The sequence below is a fragment of the Luteolibacter sp. genome (assembly GCF_039920825.1).
Taxonomy (GTDB): domain Bacteria; phylum Verrucomicrobiota; class Verrucomicrobiia; order Verrucomicrobiales; family Akkermansiaceae; genus Luteolibacter.
Genome location: NZ_JBDSCX010000018.1, coordinates 43,716 through 58,506, shown reverse-complemented (window position 1 = coordinate 58,506; position 14,791 = coordinate 43,716). Strand labels below are relative to the sequence as shown.

Sequence of the window (14,791 nt, the reverse complement as noted above, 5' to 3'; positions counted from 1 at the left end):
ACCTGATGGCTGCGAACCACATGGATCAATCCCGTGCGGCGTGCCGCATTCAGGGAGTTCCCTCGATAATGATCGTATCAGGTTGTCCGGTCACAAACGTGGCGCGCTCGACCAGTTGAAATGACGAAAGCGTGGCGAAATTCTGAAGGGTGAAAACCAAGGTGCCCCCAAAACCGGCACTGGTAGACGAGGAGGTGAAAACACCCGTTGGCGTGGTGATGGCCGTGGAGTGCGCCGACGCGACAAGCTCCTCGTAAGCCGCGGAATCCGCGGCTCCTGATGGAGAAAGCGGGATCTCCTCGGCATGACCGGAAGAATCCGTCGCGAGTATGATATGTTGGGTTCCCTCCGCCGGAGCGGGAAGCTGGTCGATGATCACTTCGATGGTTCTATCAGTTGGGTTTTCGACGATGAAACCCTCGGGTGAGGTTCTCGGACTCAATGGCTTGATGGCTTCTTCTGCGGGAGCATTGGTGAAACGTGCAACGTCGTCCTCAACGTTGGTTTTCCGTCCGATGAAACCTCTGCCATCTGGATCTGCGGACCAGATCGTCTTGCCGAGGGAATCGTAATATTCACCCTCGGCCGAGCGCAACAGACCCAGTTCCTGCCAGTTTTGCTCAGGGAAATTCCGATGCCGGATCACACCTCCGTCCCCGGGAACAGGCACGCCGCCGGGCAACCAGCCGCGCTCAATGACGAGGGATGAAGGGTCCGAGGGTGCGCCGCTCTCGACCTCCAGGGCGGAGCGCAAGGCATTCGTTAGAATGGTCTGCACGCGTCTCCGGGCCTCTTCCGGTGTGCGGCGAACACCTCCCGGCGCGGTGAGACTCATCACGCGTGGAGTGTTGGAGTTTGAGACGCTTCGCACCTCGGCGAGACGGGTTTGCAAGCGCAGGATGTCGCGGTCCCGTCTGGAATCGCGTGATGGGGAAACCGGAGCGGGAGCGGTTTCCGGCGGATTTTCATGAGAGAAAGAAGAAGCGACTGACTGGCCGGATCGAGCGGTGCGGGGTTGTTTTTCCTCGGGACGCTGCCAGAGAAAAACGGCCAGCACCGCCGCCGCTGCCCAGCCGCTAACCGCGAGCCAGCGAAGCAAGGGCCGGCCGTTTCCGGCGCTAACGGATGAAGGCGGATCGATCTCCGCCATGATCGCATGCAGCACATCCGGCGGAGCGACGTGTAAGGGGGAAACCGCGAGCCAGACATCCGCCGCCGTCTCGCGGGTGAGGCGGGCCTCATCTACCAGTCCCGGATCGCGGCGCAAGCGGGGGTCCGGGTGGGCCGGATCGCCGGGTGGCAGCAGGTCGAGAGCGCGGGCGGTGGCGTCGGCGAGGTCAGTAGGTTTCATGGTCGCCTCCTTTCCTGAGCAGTTCACGGAGTTTCAGCATCGCGCGATGGACGCGGATTTTCGCGGTGCCGAGCGGGATTCCCCAGCGGGTGGCGTGGTCTTGCAAGGTGCCGGGATCGAAGAGGGCCGCGCGGATGCTCTCGGCTTCCGTTTCATCGAGCCGGGTGAGCGCCGATCTAACACGGGTGACGGTTTCACGGAAAAACAGATCCTCCACGCCGCCGCGGGCCGGGACTTCCAGCGCGGAAGCCATTTCCCAATCCTGCCAAACGCCGGACCGGCGCTTGCGTTTGCGCAACTGGTCCAGACAGAGGCCGCGCAAGATCATGGCGCACCAGGTGAAGCCACGGCATCTATCCGAATCAAATTCCCCGGCTTTTTTCCAAACCCTCAGGAAACAATCCTGGAGCGCTTCCTTCGCCGCGCCCTCGTCCCGGATCCAGTGCAGCGCCATGCTGTAGAGCCGGTCGCCCCACATCCGATAGAGTTCCGCCAGAGCGTCCGCATCCCGGCGGGCGATGCGGGCGAGCAGCCGTGATCCGTCCCGGACATCCGCCCGCTCGTCCGCATCGATCATTTTTGCAGCCTCTCCCATCGCTTGCTCACCTTCTCTCATGTTCTCCGTGCGGGAGGGAAGGCGGGTTTCAAATATCTGTGGAAAAACCCATCACCACCACGGCCACCGCGAGACGCCGCCGTGGACCCGGGCCAGGCCATCGCGTGGCCGCCCGCCCGCGGTGTTGAAATTTCCACCCGTCCACAATCGCCGGGACGCCGGGTGCCAAAGCATCACCACCGGGGAGGAAATCGTCTCATGCCGGACTGGTTTAAAGGTCACCTTTCCGGACTCTTCCGCCTTCCACCAGCCGCCTAACGGCTGGCGTTCGCGGGAGGTGAAATCGGGTGCGCGGAAACTCCGGTCCACCCACCCGAATCCATGCAAACGCAAGAGCCTCGCTGTTCCGCCCTTGAAAGCGGCATTCACATAGAGCGAGCCATTTTCGCCCGGTGCCGCCAACACGCCATCCCCCACATTCGCGATGACCGGCGGCCGGAACCACGAACACCAACCGTTGCCCAGCCACCAGCGCAGCCGCCCAGTCGGGCCATTGCCGGTTTCCAGGAAAACCACGCCGCCCAGCCATTCGCACAACGGTCGCAGCCCGATGTTTTCCCGTATGAGATCATTCTCCACACTGCCATTTCTCCGGTAAATCGTCGCTCCGATCACAAATCCACCGTTCTCTCTAACCACGATCCCATCGGGAAAATACGACGCCCGCAAGACCTGCATTCCCGCATCCCGCGATCCGTCGCTTTTCAAACGCGAGAGGGTCTGGAACGGCACGTCTCCCCCGCTAGACCAAGTTTCTACCAGAATGTCTCCTGGGCCCACCGCATGGACCTTCGTGACGTTATCCACCGGCTGGAACCGCGCACCCCCGGTGTAAGTGGACAGCGGCACGAGCGGCTCGTAGTTCTCGTCCAGCACGCCGTCCATGCTGAGCTTGACGAGATTTGAAACCACTTCATTTCCGTATCTCACCGGCTCCGCCGTCACCACATAGATCTCCTCTCCGGACACCGCCACGGAGATCCACTCGCCGATCCGTTCATCCGCGATGAAGGATGGCTCCACCGTCCCATCCGCCCGGAAAACCACCAGCCGATTTCTAACCAAGCCGTCCGCCGTTGCGAAATCCCCAACCGCCAGCAGCCGCCCCCCCGGCAGTGGAGACAGCGTTGTCACCCGCGCGGGCCGGTCGAGCTGCGGGGCTGTCCATGTTTCATCCTCGCTGCCGTTCGCGTTCAGGCGGCGCAAGCCATCGACGAGCCATTTCCCATCCGCCAGCGCCACCACCGAGCGGACCTCGCCGGGAGTTTGGAAACTCTCGTCTAGAATTCCGTCTGCTCCGTAATGGCGCAGATTGGCGTCCTTTCCAATATACCATTGCGATTGCCCCGGCACCCGGACCGCGCCGTCCGCCGCCACTAGGGAACCATCCGCCCCTTCCGCCCAGACGAAGGTGTCGTTTAAACTGAGGGAGAAATCTTTCCGCCGCTCGAATATTCCCGCCGCCGAATACCACTCGATCCGATAAGATCCGGAACTCGCCATGGGCCAGAAGCCCCAGAACGTTTGGTCCGGCCCATAGACCACGCGGAACGCCCCCACCGGCCCTGCCGCGAGTTCGACGGTCCGCAAGGCGTTGATCGCTAACGGGACGCCCACCGGATTTCCAGCCGGATCCGCTTGGAAAATCCGCCGCGAGGGGATCTCGTCATACCAAAATTGCAAAACCTCTCCGGCCAGAATCCAGACCGTCCCATCAGCCCCCGGCACCGCGCCGTTCACATCCGTCGCGGCCAGCAGAAAACCCGCGTCGATCAGCCCGCTCGCACTCTCCCGCTTCTCCAACCGCCGCTCTCCATTCGCGTATTCCCGGATCACCCACAGCTTCCCATCTCTCTCAAACTGCGGTGTGATCGTCTCGCCCGCCAAGCGGTCCGGGAATGCCTTGCCCACCACCGTGCCCGCCGCATTCATCCGCAGCCAGCCGCCGGATTCCGCAGGCAGCAGGAAATCCCCGCCCGCCAGGTGAAACGGTGCGATCGCATCAGATAGCCCCGATCCGACACTGATTCCGTTTCGTTTCCCAAGATACCCCGGCGCAGGTTCTTGCGCCACCCCGCCATTTGCGCCGAGCTTCAGCAAATCACCCGTGGACGCGCCGTCTCCCCGATCAAATCCCCCGCCCACCCATGCCCGCCCGCCCGCCGCCACGGTCACATGGTTGGGGGCGACCCACGATCGAAGCTCTGGATCGAAATTCCGATCCAGATCACCCGGCTTCGCCATCGCCATCGCGCAAGCTAACACCCATATCGCTCCGATTTTTGTTATCATCACTCTCCTTTCCGTCGGATGCCGCCGCCCGGTTTCAGAAATCCTCAATCCCGTGCCTTCAGGACGCCAACCATGTCGAGTTTTCCGACCATCCGCCCGACCAGTCCGAACGACAGAACGGACGCGGTGAGGACGACGAGGACCGCGATCGAATAAGTCGAGGACGTAATGATGATCGGCAGCCGCACCGTTTCCGTGCTGAACGAGGACATAATGAAAAGCGCCAGTCCGCGCCCGAACAGCAGGCCGGCGGGAAGCGCAGCGAGCACCAGGATCGCCAGTTCGCCGACGAGCACACCGCGCACTTCGCCCAAGCTGAATCCGACGACCCGCAGCGTCGCCAGCTCGCGGCTGCGTTCGGAGAGAGCGATGCGGGCGCTGTTATAAACCACGCCGAACGCGACGATGGTGGCGAGCACGAAGTAGAGCTTGCGGATGATGCCGATGCTCTGGCCGGTCGTTTCGCGAAATGCGTTGAGCTGGTCGCGCTTCACCATCACCACGGCGGCTTGCGGCGTGTCCTTGAGCTCGCGCATGAATTCATCCCAGCGGTTATGGTCCAGCGAAAGGTAAGCGCCGTTGATCGTGTCGCCTTCCTTCATCATCCGCCGCAGCGAGGAAATATCCATGTAGGCCGCGACTCCGGCGAAGTCGGTGACGAGTCCGCGGATCGGCACGTTCAGCACCGGCCGCTTGCCCTCCAACACCTCGATCTGCACTTCGTCGCCGATGTGCGCGCCAATGACTTCCGCGAGTTTCGCCGACATCACCAAGCCGTCCTTCGGCAACGCCATGGGATGGCCGGTTCCGTCTAGCAACCGGTTCAGATTGGCGTCGGGCGAAATGCCGGTGACGGAAAGTTTCCGGTGACGGGCGCCGAATTTCAACCGCGCCCGCACGCTGCGGATCGGTTCGGCGTGGATCACGCCGGGCAGGTGTTCGAGATCGTGGAATCCGCGGCCCGAGCCGGGTTCAGTTAGGAAAACGGCGACGTCCTGGCGCTGCTGGCTGTTCCATTGGAAAGTGAGCAGGTAGTCGATGCTGTCGCTCATCGCGCCGGGCAGGACCATCAGGCCGGTCGCGAGTGCCAGACCGCAACAGGTGAAAACCGCCTGCCATGGCCGCCGCTCGATGTTGCGCAACGCCATCCGGGCCACCGGGCTGAAAAAGCGCGTGAGCCCGATGCGCTCGAACAACGACGGCTTGAAATCTGCCGGCGGCTCGGGCCGCATCGCCTCGGCCGGTGGAAGTTTCACCGCCTGCCACACGACCGTTAGAACGCCGAGCGTCGATGCGCCGAGGCTGATCACCAGCGCCAGTCCGAGCGCGCTGTAGTCCATGATGAACACCAGCGAGGGAAACCGGAAAAACAACGTGTACATGTTGACCAGTCCGCCGCCCATGAAGCGTCCGGCGATGCCACCGATGATCGTTCCCAGGATGCCGATGACGACGACGAATTTCAGATAGTGCCCGCCGACCTGCCACGCCGAGTAGCCGAGCGCCTTCATCTGCGCGATCTGCTCGCGCTGCAATCTAACGATCCGCGCCAGCACCGCGTTCACCATGAAGGCGGCGACGCTGAGGAATACCAACGGATAGGCCACCGCCAGCGAGTGCAGCACGCGCAGTTCGTCGTCGAGCCGCTGCGCGGATGGCTGTTCTTTGCGCAGGAAGGCGCCGCCCGCGCCATATTGATTGAGCAGCCGGTCCATGCTTTCGATGACCGGCTCCGGTTTCGCGCCGGGCGCGAGATCGACGCAGATGTCGTTGAACGCGCCGTCGAGATTGTAGGCCACGGCCAGCGCGCGGTAGTTCATCCAGATCACGCTGAAGCGTTTGTGATTGGGCAGCGTCTCGCCGACGCGGGCTTCGAAGACATATTCGGGAGACAGCCCGATGCCGCAGATTTTCAGAGTCTCGCGGCGGCCGTTGATCACCGCCACCAGCGAGTCGCCGGTGGTGAGGTTGTTGGCGAGGGCGAACGATTCGCCTAACACCACCTCGCGCCGTTCGTCGGAGCGGGGAAAGCGTCCGGTGCGGAGAAACACGCGGTTGAGCTTCTGGGGACCGCCGTCCTCGGGCAGTGAAATGATGTGGCCGGTCGCCGGCTCGGCGAGGCCCGGCAGATCCAGCGTCACCTCCACCGCCACCCGCGTCTCGACCGTGGCCACTCCGGGCAGCGCGGCGATCTGCTCGCCCACCGAGAGCGGAGCGCGCTTGAGCGTGGCGAAGATGTCCGCCATCGCGTATTTCTGATAGTAAGTCTCGCGCGTGGATTCCAGTGTCAGGATCAGGCTGCGCGTCATGATCATCATCGCCAGCCCGCAGGCCATCACGAGGCTCACCGCCACGACCTGCCCCTTCATCTTGCCGATGTCGCGCAGCAGTTTCCGGTCGAGAGGGGAGATCATGGGAGAAGGAACATCGAACATCGAACGCCCAACATCGAACGTCGAAGAAAAGAAAATGAAGAAGCGGATGATCTAAAAGTCTTCACTTCAATATTCGATGTTGGGCGTTCGATGTCGATGTTCATCACCACTCCAACTTTGACGCCGGCAACCGCACTTCGTTCCGGTGCGACTTCACGATCTTTCCATCCGATAGATAAAGCACCCGGTCCGCCATTTCCGCCATCACGGCGTTGTGGGTGATGATGACCGTCAGCGTTCCGAGTTCGCGGTTGATGCGTTCCACCGCTTCGAGCACGGCGATGCCGGTGGTCACGTCGAGCGCGCCGGTCGGCTCGTCGCAGAGCAGGACTTCGGGACGTTTCGCGATGGCGCGGGCGATGGCCACCCGCTGCTGCTCGCCGCCGGAGAGCTGCGACGGGAAATGGTCCATCCGCGCCGTCAGCCCGACCATTTCCAGCGCTTCCTCCGGCTTCATCGGATCGCGGGAAATGCTGGTGATGAGCGCGACGTTCTCCCGCGCGGTCAGGCTCGGGATCAGGTTGTAAAATTGGAAAACGAAGCCCACGCAGTTTCTCCGGAACAGGGTCAGCGTGTTCTCGTCGGAGCCATCCAGCGGCCAGCCCTTGTAAATCAGGTTGCCGGACGTCGGCACGTCGAGCCCGCCGAGGATGTTGAGCAGTGTCGACTTCCCGCTGCCCGAAGCGCCGAGCAGACAGACGAGTTCGCCCGCGTTCAGCTCGATGTCCACGCCGTGCAGCGCCACCACGTCCAGCTCGCCAGTGTGATAGACCTTGCGCACCCCCCGTGCTTCGAAAACGACACCCGTGGAAATCGGCGGAGGGTAATTGACGGAACTCATCGGGCTGCCGGAAAATAGCAGCCGCGCCGCGTTGCACAACCCCGGGGATGCGGAGTCAGAAACAGGCTCTCGACACTTGGGAATGATGTTTTCGAGACTTGCCGATGAAGAGGCTGTTCCGCCAATGAAAAGAGGGTTAGGCACCGCGAATCATGCGAATCAGGCGAATCTTGAAGAACGAAGGCATAGGGACTCTGAAATTTTCTCATCATCTTCAATGGATTCGCCAAATTCGCAGTGCCTGAATCTTCAATTTTCTCCAGTCAGAATCCCCAGTGTAGAGACCTTGGAGTCCGAATACCCATGAGCCTGGGAAGGAAAATGGCTTTGCGCGGAGGCCGACTCATGCGAAACTCCCTGCCATGGACGTGTTGATGCTTCAGGATGAGATTCAACGGTTGCCCGGCCATCTTCAAGACCGCCTTGCCGCGTTTCTGACCGCATTGCGCATGCGTCGTGACGGTGTGGATCTGGAAATCCAACGCCGTCTCGATGATCCCGCTCCGGAAAATTGGAAATCCTGGGAGCAGGTCAAAGCCGAACTGGGTTTGAATGATCCGGACGGCGAATGATCGGACCCTACGAAATTTTCCTGCGCTCCGAAGCCATCGAAACCCTGCGCGGCATTCGTGGAACTCCTCGCAGGCTGGTAACTGCCTTCATCGATGCGTTGGCTGCGGAGCCTTTTACCGAGGGTGACTATTCCTTGCCGGACGCTACCGGCAGAAACCTCCACATCAAGGTTCTCGGCTCGTATGCCGTCACCTTCTGGGCAGACCACCCGGCGCGGGAAATCAAGATCACGGATATCCGTAGCGCGGACCGGGCGTGATTTCCAGTGGCAAACCCAGCATGGGGATGAGTCTGCTTCAGGACTTATGACACCCCTGTGGTGCTGCGAAAAACCCGCGCGAAGCTTCCCCCCTCCTTTCTTCATGCCCCGCCCCTTGGTTACCACAACAAGAAGCTTTCCACCCGATTGCGGACGGGGTGAAGTGGCGAGGTGACAGAGTGATCGATTGACTCATGACCTCCCCTTACTCGCCGCCCTACGCCCTGACTCCCGGGATTCTCGATCTCGTGGCGGGGATCGCGGAAACGGCCGGGCGTCTTGGCGCGTTGGAAGGTGAGGGAAATCGACCGAAGCTCCGCAGGGAAAACCGCCTCCGCAGCATCCAGGCATCGCTGGCCATCGAGAACAACTCGCTCAGTCTCGAACAAGTCACCGCCGTCATCGCCGGCAAACGAGTCCTCGGCCCGCCCCGCGAAATCCAGGAAGTGAGAAACGCCTTCGCCGCCTACGAGGCCATGCCCTCATGGCATCCCGCCACCGCGAAAGACCTGCTCGCCGCCCACCGCCTGCTCATTCAGGGACTCGCCGACGATGCTGGGAAATTCCGCCGCGGTTCCGTCGGCATCGCCCAAGGCGGACGCGTCATTCACCTCGCGCCACCGGCTGACCGGGTTCCGGGGCTGATGAAGGATCTGTTGGCATGGCTGCGGCGGGGAGAGGTCCATCCGCTCGTCGCGAGCTGCGTCTTCCACTACGAACTCGAGTTCATCCACCCCTTCACCGATGGCAATGGCCGGATGGGCCGCCTCTGGCAGACGCTCGTCCTCAGCCGCTGGAATCCGCTCTTCGCCTGGCTACCCGTGGAAACCGTCATCCGCGACCAACAGGCGGAATACTATCAGATTCTTGCCACCTGCGACAAGGCAGGCAACTCCACCGCCTTCATCGCATTCCTGCTCGCCGCATTACTCAAGGCCCTTCAGGAAATTGGTAGCACCGACCAAGTCGCCGATCAAGTCACCGACCAAGTCGGAAATCTCCTCCGGACTCTGGCCAAGGATACCCTCCCAGCTCTGGAATGCATGAAACGCCTCGGCCTTTCCCATCGCCCCACCTTCCGCGCGAATTATCTCAACCCCGCAATCGCCGCCGAACTCGTGGAAATGACCATCCCCGAGAAACCCAACAGCCGCCTCCAACGCTACCGCCTCACTCCGCAGGGCCGGCTTTCCATCTTGTAGCCGCCAATCCGGCAACCGGCAAAGGGGGGGCGAATGGGGAAAGCAGGAAAGCAGGAAAACAGGAATTCTCTGACAGTTCTTTTTCCTGCTTTCCTGCTTTCCTCATTCATCCCATAAAAGCCGACCGCGTCACCTCGCGGGTCCGCTTGCTTTGCCAGAATGCCGAAGAGAAGAGGTTTGAACAGAAGGTCGCGGAGGAAGCGGAGAATTCATCCAGTCCCACACACCTCTTCTTCTTCCCTGCCGCCAAGGCTAAATCGTTCCAAAATCCAAAATCGTCAATCTCTCCCCTCATCCACCGCGTCTTCCCTTCGTGAAATTTCGTGACCTTCGTGGTTTCTCTTCTCCGCCGGAGGCTTTCCCCTTCAAAAATCGACAATCATCAATCCATCCCCACATCCCCTCCGCGTCTCCTCTGCGACCTTTGCGCCACTGCGGTTCCACCTCTTCCAAATCCAAAATCATCAATCATCCTGGAAAAGAAAATAGAACCACAGATTTCTCAGATAAACACAGATGATGAATGAGTTATAAGATTTAAAGCATTCTCCCAATGGGTAAGTGTCATGCTTTTCATAACTCTCTTTAAATTCGTGTCTTCTGTGTAATCGGTGGTTTCCATCTTCCTCTTTAGGATCATCAAACCATCCCCAAATCCCCTCAGCGCCTCCTCCGCGACCTTTGCGCCATTGCGGTTCCATTTCTTCCAAATCCAAAATCAGCAATCTCTCCCTCCGCCCGCCTCCCCGGCTTTGCGTTCCTCTGCGACCTTGGCGCCTTGGCGGTTCAAATTTCCCATCGGTCGAAGACTTCCCCCCGGCGCAACACGCGAATCCAAGAAGGCTCATCCAGATCTCCGACACCCTTCCGGGACATCCGGCGGTGCTGTCGTAGATCCCCGCCACCTTCCGGGAACGTCCGGCGATGCTGTCGCGGATCTCCGACACCCTTCCGCCGTGCATTTTGCGCGGTTTTTACCTCAAAATCCTCTCCTGAATCCCAAAAAACACCAAAATCCATCAAACCCTGCCTGCAACCAAAAGCTCCGCCCGCATCCAAGGTGACCGACACGTCCAAGCGGAATTCTCCTCAAATGTAGCGGCCGGTCTGCGACCGTCGGTGACTGCCCGGACAAAGGAAAGCAGTGAAATGCCCCGGTTTATCGACCTCCGCCAAGTCTGCTCCAGCATTCATTCCTTCGCGAAAATATGCTCGCGGTGGTGTTTAAGAAACTCCTCCGCCGGCGTTGCCAGTTTGTCAGGCAAGCGGATTGCCTTCCCTTCATAACCGAGAAAGTTCAGTTCCAACGAGGCTTGCGGAAGAAACTTTTTCAGCCCCGAACTTAGCAGTACTTTCAAATCCTCGTCGAACGTCATCAAGCCTGAATCGAACGCGGCATCGTGAAGCGAGGAAAGGCAAAGACCATTCCGTGGATCCAGCCGATCGTCCGGGAAATCCCGCCAAGGCCGGATGTGGCTGGCAACTAACATTCTTGGCACGTTGATTCCGCTAACACAGCAGCGCACGTCGTAGGCTCTGAGAATGGATTGCCTGAAAAACTGTTGGCCACGGCGGATTTTCACCGTTGCAATGCTTTCTGTGGATTCTCCCCCAAATGACCGCGGCGCGGCTACCTTAGCGGTTTTTCCTTCGAGGAAATCCACCTCCAGCGAATCGTCTGAAGTAAAGAGATCATGCATCAGTTGCTCGCTTTCGGGGCCGAGTGTGGGGAGGTTGGCTTGAAATTCGGCCCACATCGCACGGTCATCTATTGTGGCTTTGTTCAGGCCCTTAACATTGCGCGCTTTATGAAATGGATCCAACGATGCAAAATTGGACAGTTTCATCGCAAGGCTGCTTGGGCTGCGACCCATCAATCCTGCCAACTGGATAACAATCGGTTTCCCTTTGTCGTAGTGTCCAAACGGAATCTTTCGATAGAGATTCAGCGCGATCAGTTGATGCTCGCGTGTCCAAGGAACTGAAGGTGACCGGGCCATGGCGGAATTGTTTCAGACCTATCGAAAATTTCCAGCTTGTCGTTTCCCGATCTCCTGGCCAGGTCATATCGCCAGACATGGCGAAAACTTACAGCATCAAACTGGATGAACTCGATCTCGGCCAGCTTCTCGATGGCTTGGAAAACCGGGCGGCGGCGTGGGAAAAGACGGCGGATTATCTCCGAACAGGTGAACTGCCGGATGGAGAGATTTTCGTGATAGAGGAATGCAGCGATCCGGAAGAAGCGGAAGCAATCGCTGGTCACTATCGCTCGATCATTTCAAAAATCAGCGGGCAGATGGAGGAGCAACCATGAACCGGAAAGGTTACTGCATTTTCGTCGACACCCTGTGTCAGGGCGCTGTTCCCAATGTCAAGGAGAGCGGTCCGGACGATGTTGAACGGGTTTGTGTCTTTCCGACCGAACTTGAAGCGCAGCGTGAGATTGCCGATTACATGATCACCCGGCTTCAGCAATTCATCGATGGCGAAAGGGATTTCGAGGACGCGGTGACCGTGGAGGAATACATTGTCGAGGTGGATGTGGCACAGGACGGAACGATTGTGGATGCTGATGGGAATTGTTTCGGAATGGATGGCGAGCGGGTGGAACTGTGAGTGAGGTTATGGCTGGAGTTTAGGAAAGATCGATCCGGCAGCGTTCATCCAACTGCGCTTTGATCGCGCGTTGGCGTTCGGGGGAGAGGACGGGCGTACGGTTTTTGAAAAAGCCGGGAAGTTCTTTCGCATTCAATACCGAGATGTTGCTTTTGCCTTTCCGCTCTACCCACCAGCCCGGCAGAACGAGAGCGGGAATCACTGAAACCGGGCAGCCGTTGAGGGCGGTGAGCTTATCCGACAACCATGTGGCGTTGCGCTGTGTCTGATCGAGTCCGTGACGGTCAAAGCCCATTGGGTGGGGGAAGTTGGGCTGGTGGCCGTCGAAAACGACCTTGTGGCTTTGCTGGCCATCCGACGAGACTTCACGGGGCTTGCGGCGGGTTTTGGTTTCGATGGCGAAGACTCCGGCGGGAGTGACAACGATATGATCGATGTTCCACGGCTTGTTTCCGGGCTCTTTGACTTCGAGGTCGTGGAAAACGTGGAGGGCATCACAGGAAAGTTGATCAAGAATCTGTCCGACAACCTGTTCGCCCAAGAGTCCGAGGCGGTAGTTTACGGCACTGGTGATTGTTCTCGCGGCCCGATAAAGGAGCATCGAGCAGGCAAGGAAGCCTGTGATCAAGATGAAGACCGGAGGGATTTTTCCTGAAACAGATAAGGCCCATGCGGTTACTCCGACGACGACGGCGGCCATGAAATCGGCGGTGAAATTGTCCATCAGATCCGTCAGACAATTTTGCAGGGACCACCCGGCAGGTCTCGCCATCTCAACAAACGGGCGGCGGGAACGGACATTGCGCTGATGGACATACCATTTCGTCCAGCCCAGAAAAGCGGCAACAGGGATTCCGGGGACGATTGCAAGATACCAAAGGGAGTTGAGCACGGACAGGTCCTAACCGGACGGATTGTTATTAACAACGAGGATTTCTAACTATACGCGATCGCGTGGCGTCGGATGGTTGTCGTAAGGAGGTGCCACACTCCTGTGGCGCGGGTGAAAGGGGAGTCATTGGCTGGGTGCGGTGGCTCGGTGCAATGGCGTCGCTTTCGCATCCACGACAGGAGTGTCGTGGCTCATTATTTTCAGTTGCTGACAATCTCCGATCCTGCGGCTGGGACGAGATGACGGGCGGTGAAAAGGTATTTGAACATCGAACATCGAACGTCCGACCTTGAACATTGAAGTGTGGAGGAGGGCAGGGGGTAGCTCCTTGACAAATCGCGTCTGGCATGGCCAGTTTGTGGTGCGTTTATGGCAGAGAAAATCGTCACCTTCGAAGAGCTGGACCGGGAAAAGCGATTGGCTCGCGCCCGCGATGCCGAACGGCTGCGCAGTGGAGAAATCACTCCGCAAGCGCTTCAGGAGGAGAATTCCATCTTTCCCAAGGATGCGGTGATCACATTTGATTTCATCGAATACGCTAAAAGAACGTATCTTTCGAAATGAACGGACCCGGCGACCGCTCCAGCGAGGTTCACGATTTCAGGGAAATTTTGAGCAACCGCGTTGATGGTCAACTTCCCTTGTTGGTCGGAGGCCATGCGGTGAATCTTTGGGCCTTGTCCTATCAGCAGCGCATCGGGAGAGAGATGGACAAATGGCTTCCCCTCACCAGCAAGGATCTCGATTTGTTCGGCACGCTCGCATTGCTCGATGGGATGAAAGAGCGCTTCGGCGGCACTTATCGGCTGTCCGGCCCACGCAGTCCGGTTGTCGGCCAACTGGTCGTGACTCTGGCGGGCGTTGAGCGGCAAATCGACGTGCTCCGCGATGTCTATGGACTTCGCCGGCAGGAGTTGGCGGGGGATGCTGTCACCCTCGAAATCAATACCGATGGAGAAACCCACGCGATCCGGGTTCTACCCGTGATCCCTCTGCTTCAAGCCAAAGTCGCCAATCTTGCCAATCTCGATCAAACGAATCGCAACGACTTCAAGCATGTGAATCTCATGCTGCTCGTCGTTCGGGAATCTCTGGCTGAACTCATCGGAGCAGCCGAATCCAAGCTGCTCGATTCGCGAGCAGCCATCGTCCCTCTGGAACAGGTTTTAAAAATCATCGCTTCTTCAGACGCGATGAAATGCATCGCCTCCCACGAGATCGATTTCGACGGAATCTGGCCACGTGATTTGTTGATCAAAGCGAGAGACTCCCGGCTCCAAAACTTTGTGAAGCATCGGCTTCCGCAGCGTGTTTAATGGCGGCATTTTCCGAGCCGAAGATCCAGCCGCGGTAGTTTTTCGTTTCAATGACGAAGATGCCGAAGGGCGAGACGACGACGTGGTCGATCTGGGTGCTGCCCTGGCCGTCGGGTCGGGGGAGGTAGAGATCGTGGAAGGTTTGATAGAGAGCGGGATCGAGTTTCCGCAGGCCGAAGCGGATGACCATCATTTCACCGAGCCAGCCCTTGAACGCGGGAGAACCGAGGAGTTTGACGGCGACAAGCAGTACAAGAAACGCTGCAATAATCGGAAGGTTGGAGAGAAGGGGTTGCAGAAGCGGTGACATGTTCCGAATCTGTCAGAGAAATGTGATAGATGAGAATCCGGAATTCTCCCGCGATGACGTGGGGATGTGATGGCCGGAGTTGTCG

The 14,791-nt window shown here is 59.1% G+C and carries 15 protein-coding genes; 7 read left to right on the top strand and 8 right to left on the bottom strand.

Annotation, left to right across the window (positions count from 1 at the left end):
• Window positions 1-49: 49 nt before the first annotated feature.
• The 5 genes from ABIQ96_RS04415 to ABIQ96_RS04395 all read right to left on the bottom strand — a co-directional run bounded on the left by ABIQ96_RS04415 (window position 50) and on the right by ABIQ96_RS04395 (window position 7,535).
• Entirely contained in the window at window positions 50-1,351 is a 1,302-nt protein-coding gene (locus ABIQ96_RS04415; protein ID WP_348213342.1) for a hypothetical protein, read from the bottom strand.
• Window positions 1,338-1,967: a sigma-70 family RNA polymerase sigma factor gene (locus ABIQ96_RS04410; RefSeq protein WP_348213341.1), complete on the bottom strand. Its 630-nt coding sequence runs from the start codon at window positions 1,965-1,967 to the stop codon at window positions 1,338-1,340. The genes ABIQ96_RS04415 and ABIQ96_RS04410 overlap by 14 nt, the downstream gene beginning before the upstream one ends.
• 51 nt (window positions 1,968-2,018) lie before the next feature.
• Window positions 2,019-4,259: a delta-60 repeat domain-containing protein gene (locus tag ABIQ96_RS04405; protein ID WP_348213340.1), complete on the bottom strand. Its 2,241-nt coding sequence runs from the start codon at window positions 4,257-4,259 to the stop codon at window positions 2,019-2,021.
• Window positions 4,260-4,303: 44 nt separating this feature from the next.
• Window positions 4,304-6,673: an FtsX-like permease family protein gene (locus ABIQ96_RS04400; RefSeq protein ID WP_348213339.1), complete on the bottom strand. Its 2,370-nt coding sequence runs from the start codon at window positions 6,671-6,673 to the stop codon at window positions 4,304-4,306.
• Window positions 6,674-6,797: 124 nt separating this feature from the next.
• The gene (locus ABIQ96_RS04395; RefSeq protein WP_348213338.1) at window positions 6,798-7,535 is read right to left on the bottom strand and encodes an ABC transporter ATP-binding protein; all 738 of its coding nucleotides are present in this window, start codon (window positions 7,533-7,535) and stop codon (window positions 6,798-6,800) included.
• Window positions 7,536-7,897: 362 nt separating this feature from the next.
• Between ABIQ96_RS04395 and ABIQ96_RS04390 the strand changes: the two genes are divergently transcribed.
• The 3 genes from ABIQ96_RS04390 (at window position 7,898) to ABIQ96_RS04380 (ending at window position 9,569) form a co-directional block, all read left to right on the top strand.
• Window positions 7,898-8,107, top strand: a complete 210-nt coding sequence (locus tag ABIQ96_RS04390; RefSeq protein ID WP_348213337.1) for a hypothetical protein — start codon at window positions 7,898-7,900, stop codon at window positions 8,105-8,107.
• A complete protein-coding gene (locus tag ABIQ96_RS04385) occupies window positions 8,104-8,367 on the top strand; it encodes a hypothetical protein (RefSeq protein ID WP_348213336.1) in 264 nt (87 codons plus the stop codon). Before ABIQ96_RS04390 ends, ABIQ96_RS04385 begins: the two co-directional genes overlap by 4 nt.
• A 194-nt stretch (window positions 8,368-8,561) precedes the next feature.
• Entirely contained in the window at window positions 8,562-9,569 is a 1,008-nt protein-coding gene (locus tag ABIQ96_RS04380) for a Fic family protein (RefSeq protein WP_348213335.1), read from the top strand.
• A gap of 1,190 nt (window positions 9,570-10,759) precedes the next feature.
• On the opposite strand, the gene ABIQ96_RS04375 is transcribed toward ABIQ96_RS04380, so the two are convergent.
• A complete protein-coding gene (locus ABIQ96_RS04375; protein WP_348213334.1) occupies window positions 10,760-11,569 on the bottom strand; it encodes an HNH endonuclease in 810 nt (269 codons plus the stop codon).
• Window positions 11,570-11,646: 77 nt separating this feature from the next.
• On the opposite strand from ABIQ96_RS04375, the gene ABIQ96_RS04370 reads away from it, so the two are divergent.
• On the top strand, window positions 11,647-11,886 hold the full coding sequence (locus ABIQ96_RS04370; protein WP_348213333.1) for a hypothetical protein: 240 nt from the start codon (window positions 11,647-11,649) through the stop codon (window positions 11,884-11,886).
• A complete protein-coding gene (locus ABIQ96_RS04365; protein ID WP_348213332.1) occupies window positions 11,883-12,188 on the top strand; it encodes a hypothetical protein in 306 nt (101 codons plus the stop codon). Before ABIQ96_RS04370 ends, ABIQ96_RS04365 begins: the two co-directional genes overlap by 4 nt.
• 19 nt (window positions 12,189-12,207) lie before the next feature.
• Here the strand turns inward: ABIQ96_RS04365 and ABIQ96_RS04360 are convergent, their stop codons facing one another.
• Window positions 12,208-13,080, bottom strand: a complete 873-nt coding sequence (locus ABIQ96_RS04360; protein ID WP_348213331.1) for a nuclease-related domain-containing protein — start codon at window positions 13,078-13,080, stop codon at window positions 12,208-12,210.
• A gap of 369 nt (window positions 13,081-13,449) precedes the next feature.
• Between ABIQ96_RS04360 and ABIQ96_RS04355 the strand changes: the two genes are divergently transcribed.
• Both ABIQ96_RS04355 and ABIQ96_RS04350 read left to right on the top strand, forming a co-directional pair.
• Window positions 13,450-13,644, top strand: coding sequence for a hypothetical protein (locus ABIQ96_RS04355; RefSeq protein WP_348213330.1), 195 nt, complete (start codon window positions 13,450-13,452; stop codon window positions 13,642-13,644).
• Window positions 13,641-14,396 carry a hypothetical protein gene (locus ABIQ96_RS04350; protein ID WP_348213329.1) on the top strand — a complete coding sequence of 252 codons (756 nt, stop codon included), beginning with the start codon at window positions 13,641-13,643 and terminating at the stop codon, window positions 14,394-14,396. The genes ABIQ96_RS04355 and ABIQ96_RS04350 overlap by 4 nt, the downstream gene beginning before the upstream one ends.
• On the opposite strand, the gene ABIQ96_RS04345 is transcribed toward ABIQ96_RS04350, so the two are convergent.
• On the bottom strand, window positions 14,335-14,706 hold the full coding sequence (locus ABIQ96_RS04345; protein WP_348213328.1) for a nuclease-related domain-containing protein: 372 nt from the start codon (window positions 14,704-14,706) through the stop codon (window positions 14,335-14,337). The two genes, ABIQ96_RS04350 and ABIQ96_RS04345, sit on opposite strands and share 62 nt — an antisense overlap.
• Window positions 14,707-14,791: the final 85 nt, after the last annotated feature.

Coding starts and splice junctions, on each gene's coding strand:
- ABIQ96_RS04415 (WP_348213342.1), bottom strand. CDS start 1,351: ATGAAACCTACTGACCTCGCCGACGCCACCGCCCGCGCTCTCGACCTG.
- ABIQ96_RS04410 (WP_348213341.1), bottom strand. CDS start 1,967: ATGAGAGAAGGTGAGCAAGCGATGGGAGAGGCTGCAAAAATGATCGAT.
- ABIQ96_RS04405 (WP_348213340.1), bottom strand. CDS start 4,259: ATGATAACAAAAATCGGAGCGATATGGGTGTTAGCTTGCGCGATGGCG.
- ABIQ96_RS04400 (WP_348213339.1), bottom strand. CDS start 6,673: ATGATCTCCCCTCTCGACCGGAAACTGCTGCGCGACATCGGCAAGATG.
- ABIQ96_RS04395 (WP_348213338.1), bottom strand. CDS start 7,535: ATGAGTTCCGTCAATTACCCTCCGCCGATTTCCACGGGTGTCGTTTTC.
- ABIQ96_RS04390 (WP_348213337.1), top strand. CDS start 7,898: ATGGACGTGTTGATGCTTCAGGATGAGATTCAACGGTTGCCCGGCCAT.
- ABIQ96_RS04385 (WP_348213336.1), top strand. CDS start 8,104: ATGATCGGACCCTACGAAATTTTCCTGCGCTCCGAAGCCATCGAAACC.
- ABIQ96_RS04380 (WP_348213335.1), top strand. CDS start 8,562: ATGACCTCCCCTTACTCGCCGCCCTACGCCCTGACTCCCGGGATTCTC.
- ABIQ96_RS04375 (WP_348213334.1), bottom strand. CDS start 11,569: ATGGCCCGGTCACCTTCAGTTCCTTGGACACGCGAGCATCAACTGATC.
- ABIQ96_RS04370 (WP_348213333.1), top strand. CDS start 11,647: ATGGCGAAAACTTACAGCATCAAACTGGATGAACTCGATCTCGGCCAG.
- ABIQ96_RS04365 (WP_348213332.1), top strand. CDS start 11,883: ATGAACCGGAAAGGTTACTGCATTTTCGTCGACACCCTGTGTCAGGGC.
- ABIQ96_RS04355 (WP_348213330.1), top strand. CDS start 13,450: ATGGCAGAGAAAATCGTCACCTTCGAAGAGCTGGACCGGGAAAAGCGA.
- ABIQ96_RS04350 (WP_348213329.1), top strand. CDS start 13,641: ATGAACGGACCCGGCGACCGCTCCAGCGAGGTTCACGATTTCAGGGAA.
- ABIQ96_RS04345 (WP_348213328.1), bottom strand. CDS start 14,706: ATGTCACCGCTTCTGCAACCCCTTCTCTCCAACCTTCCGATTATTGCA.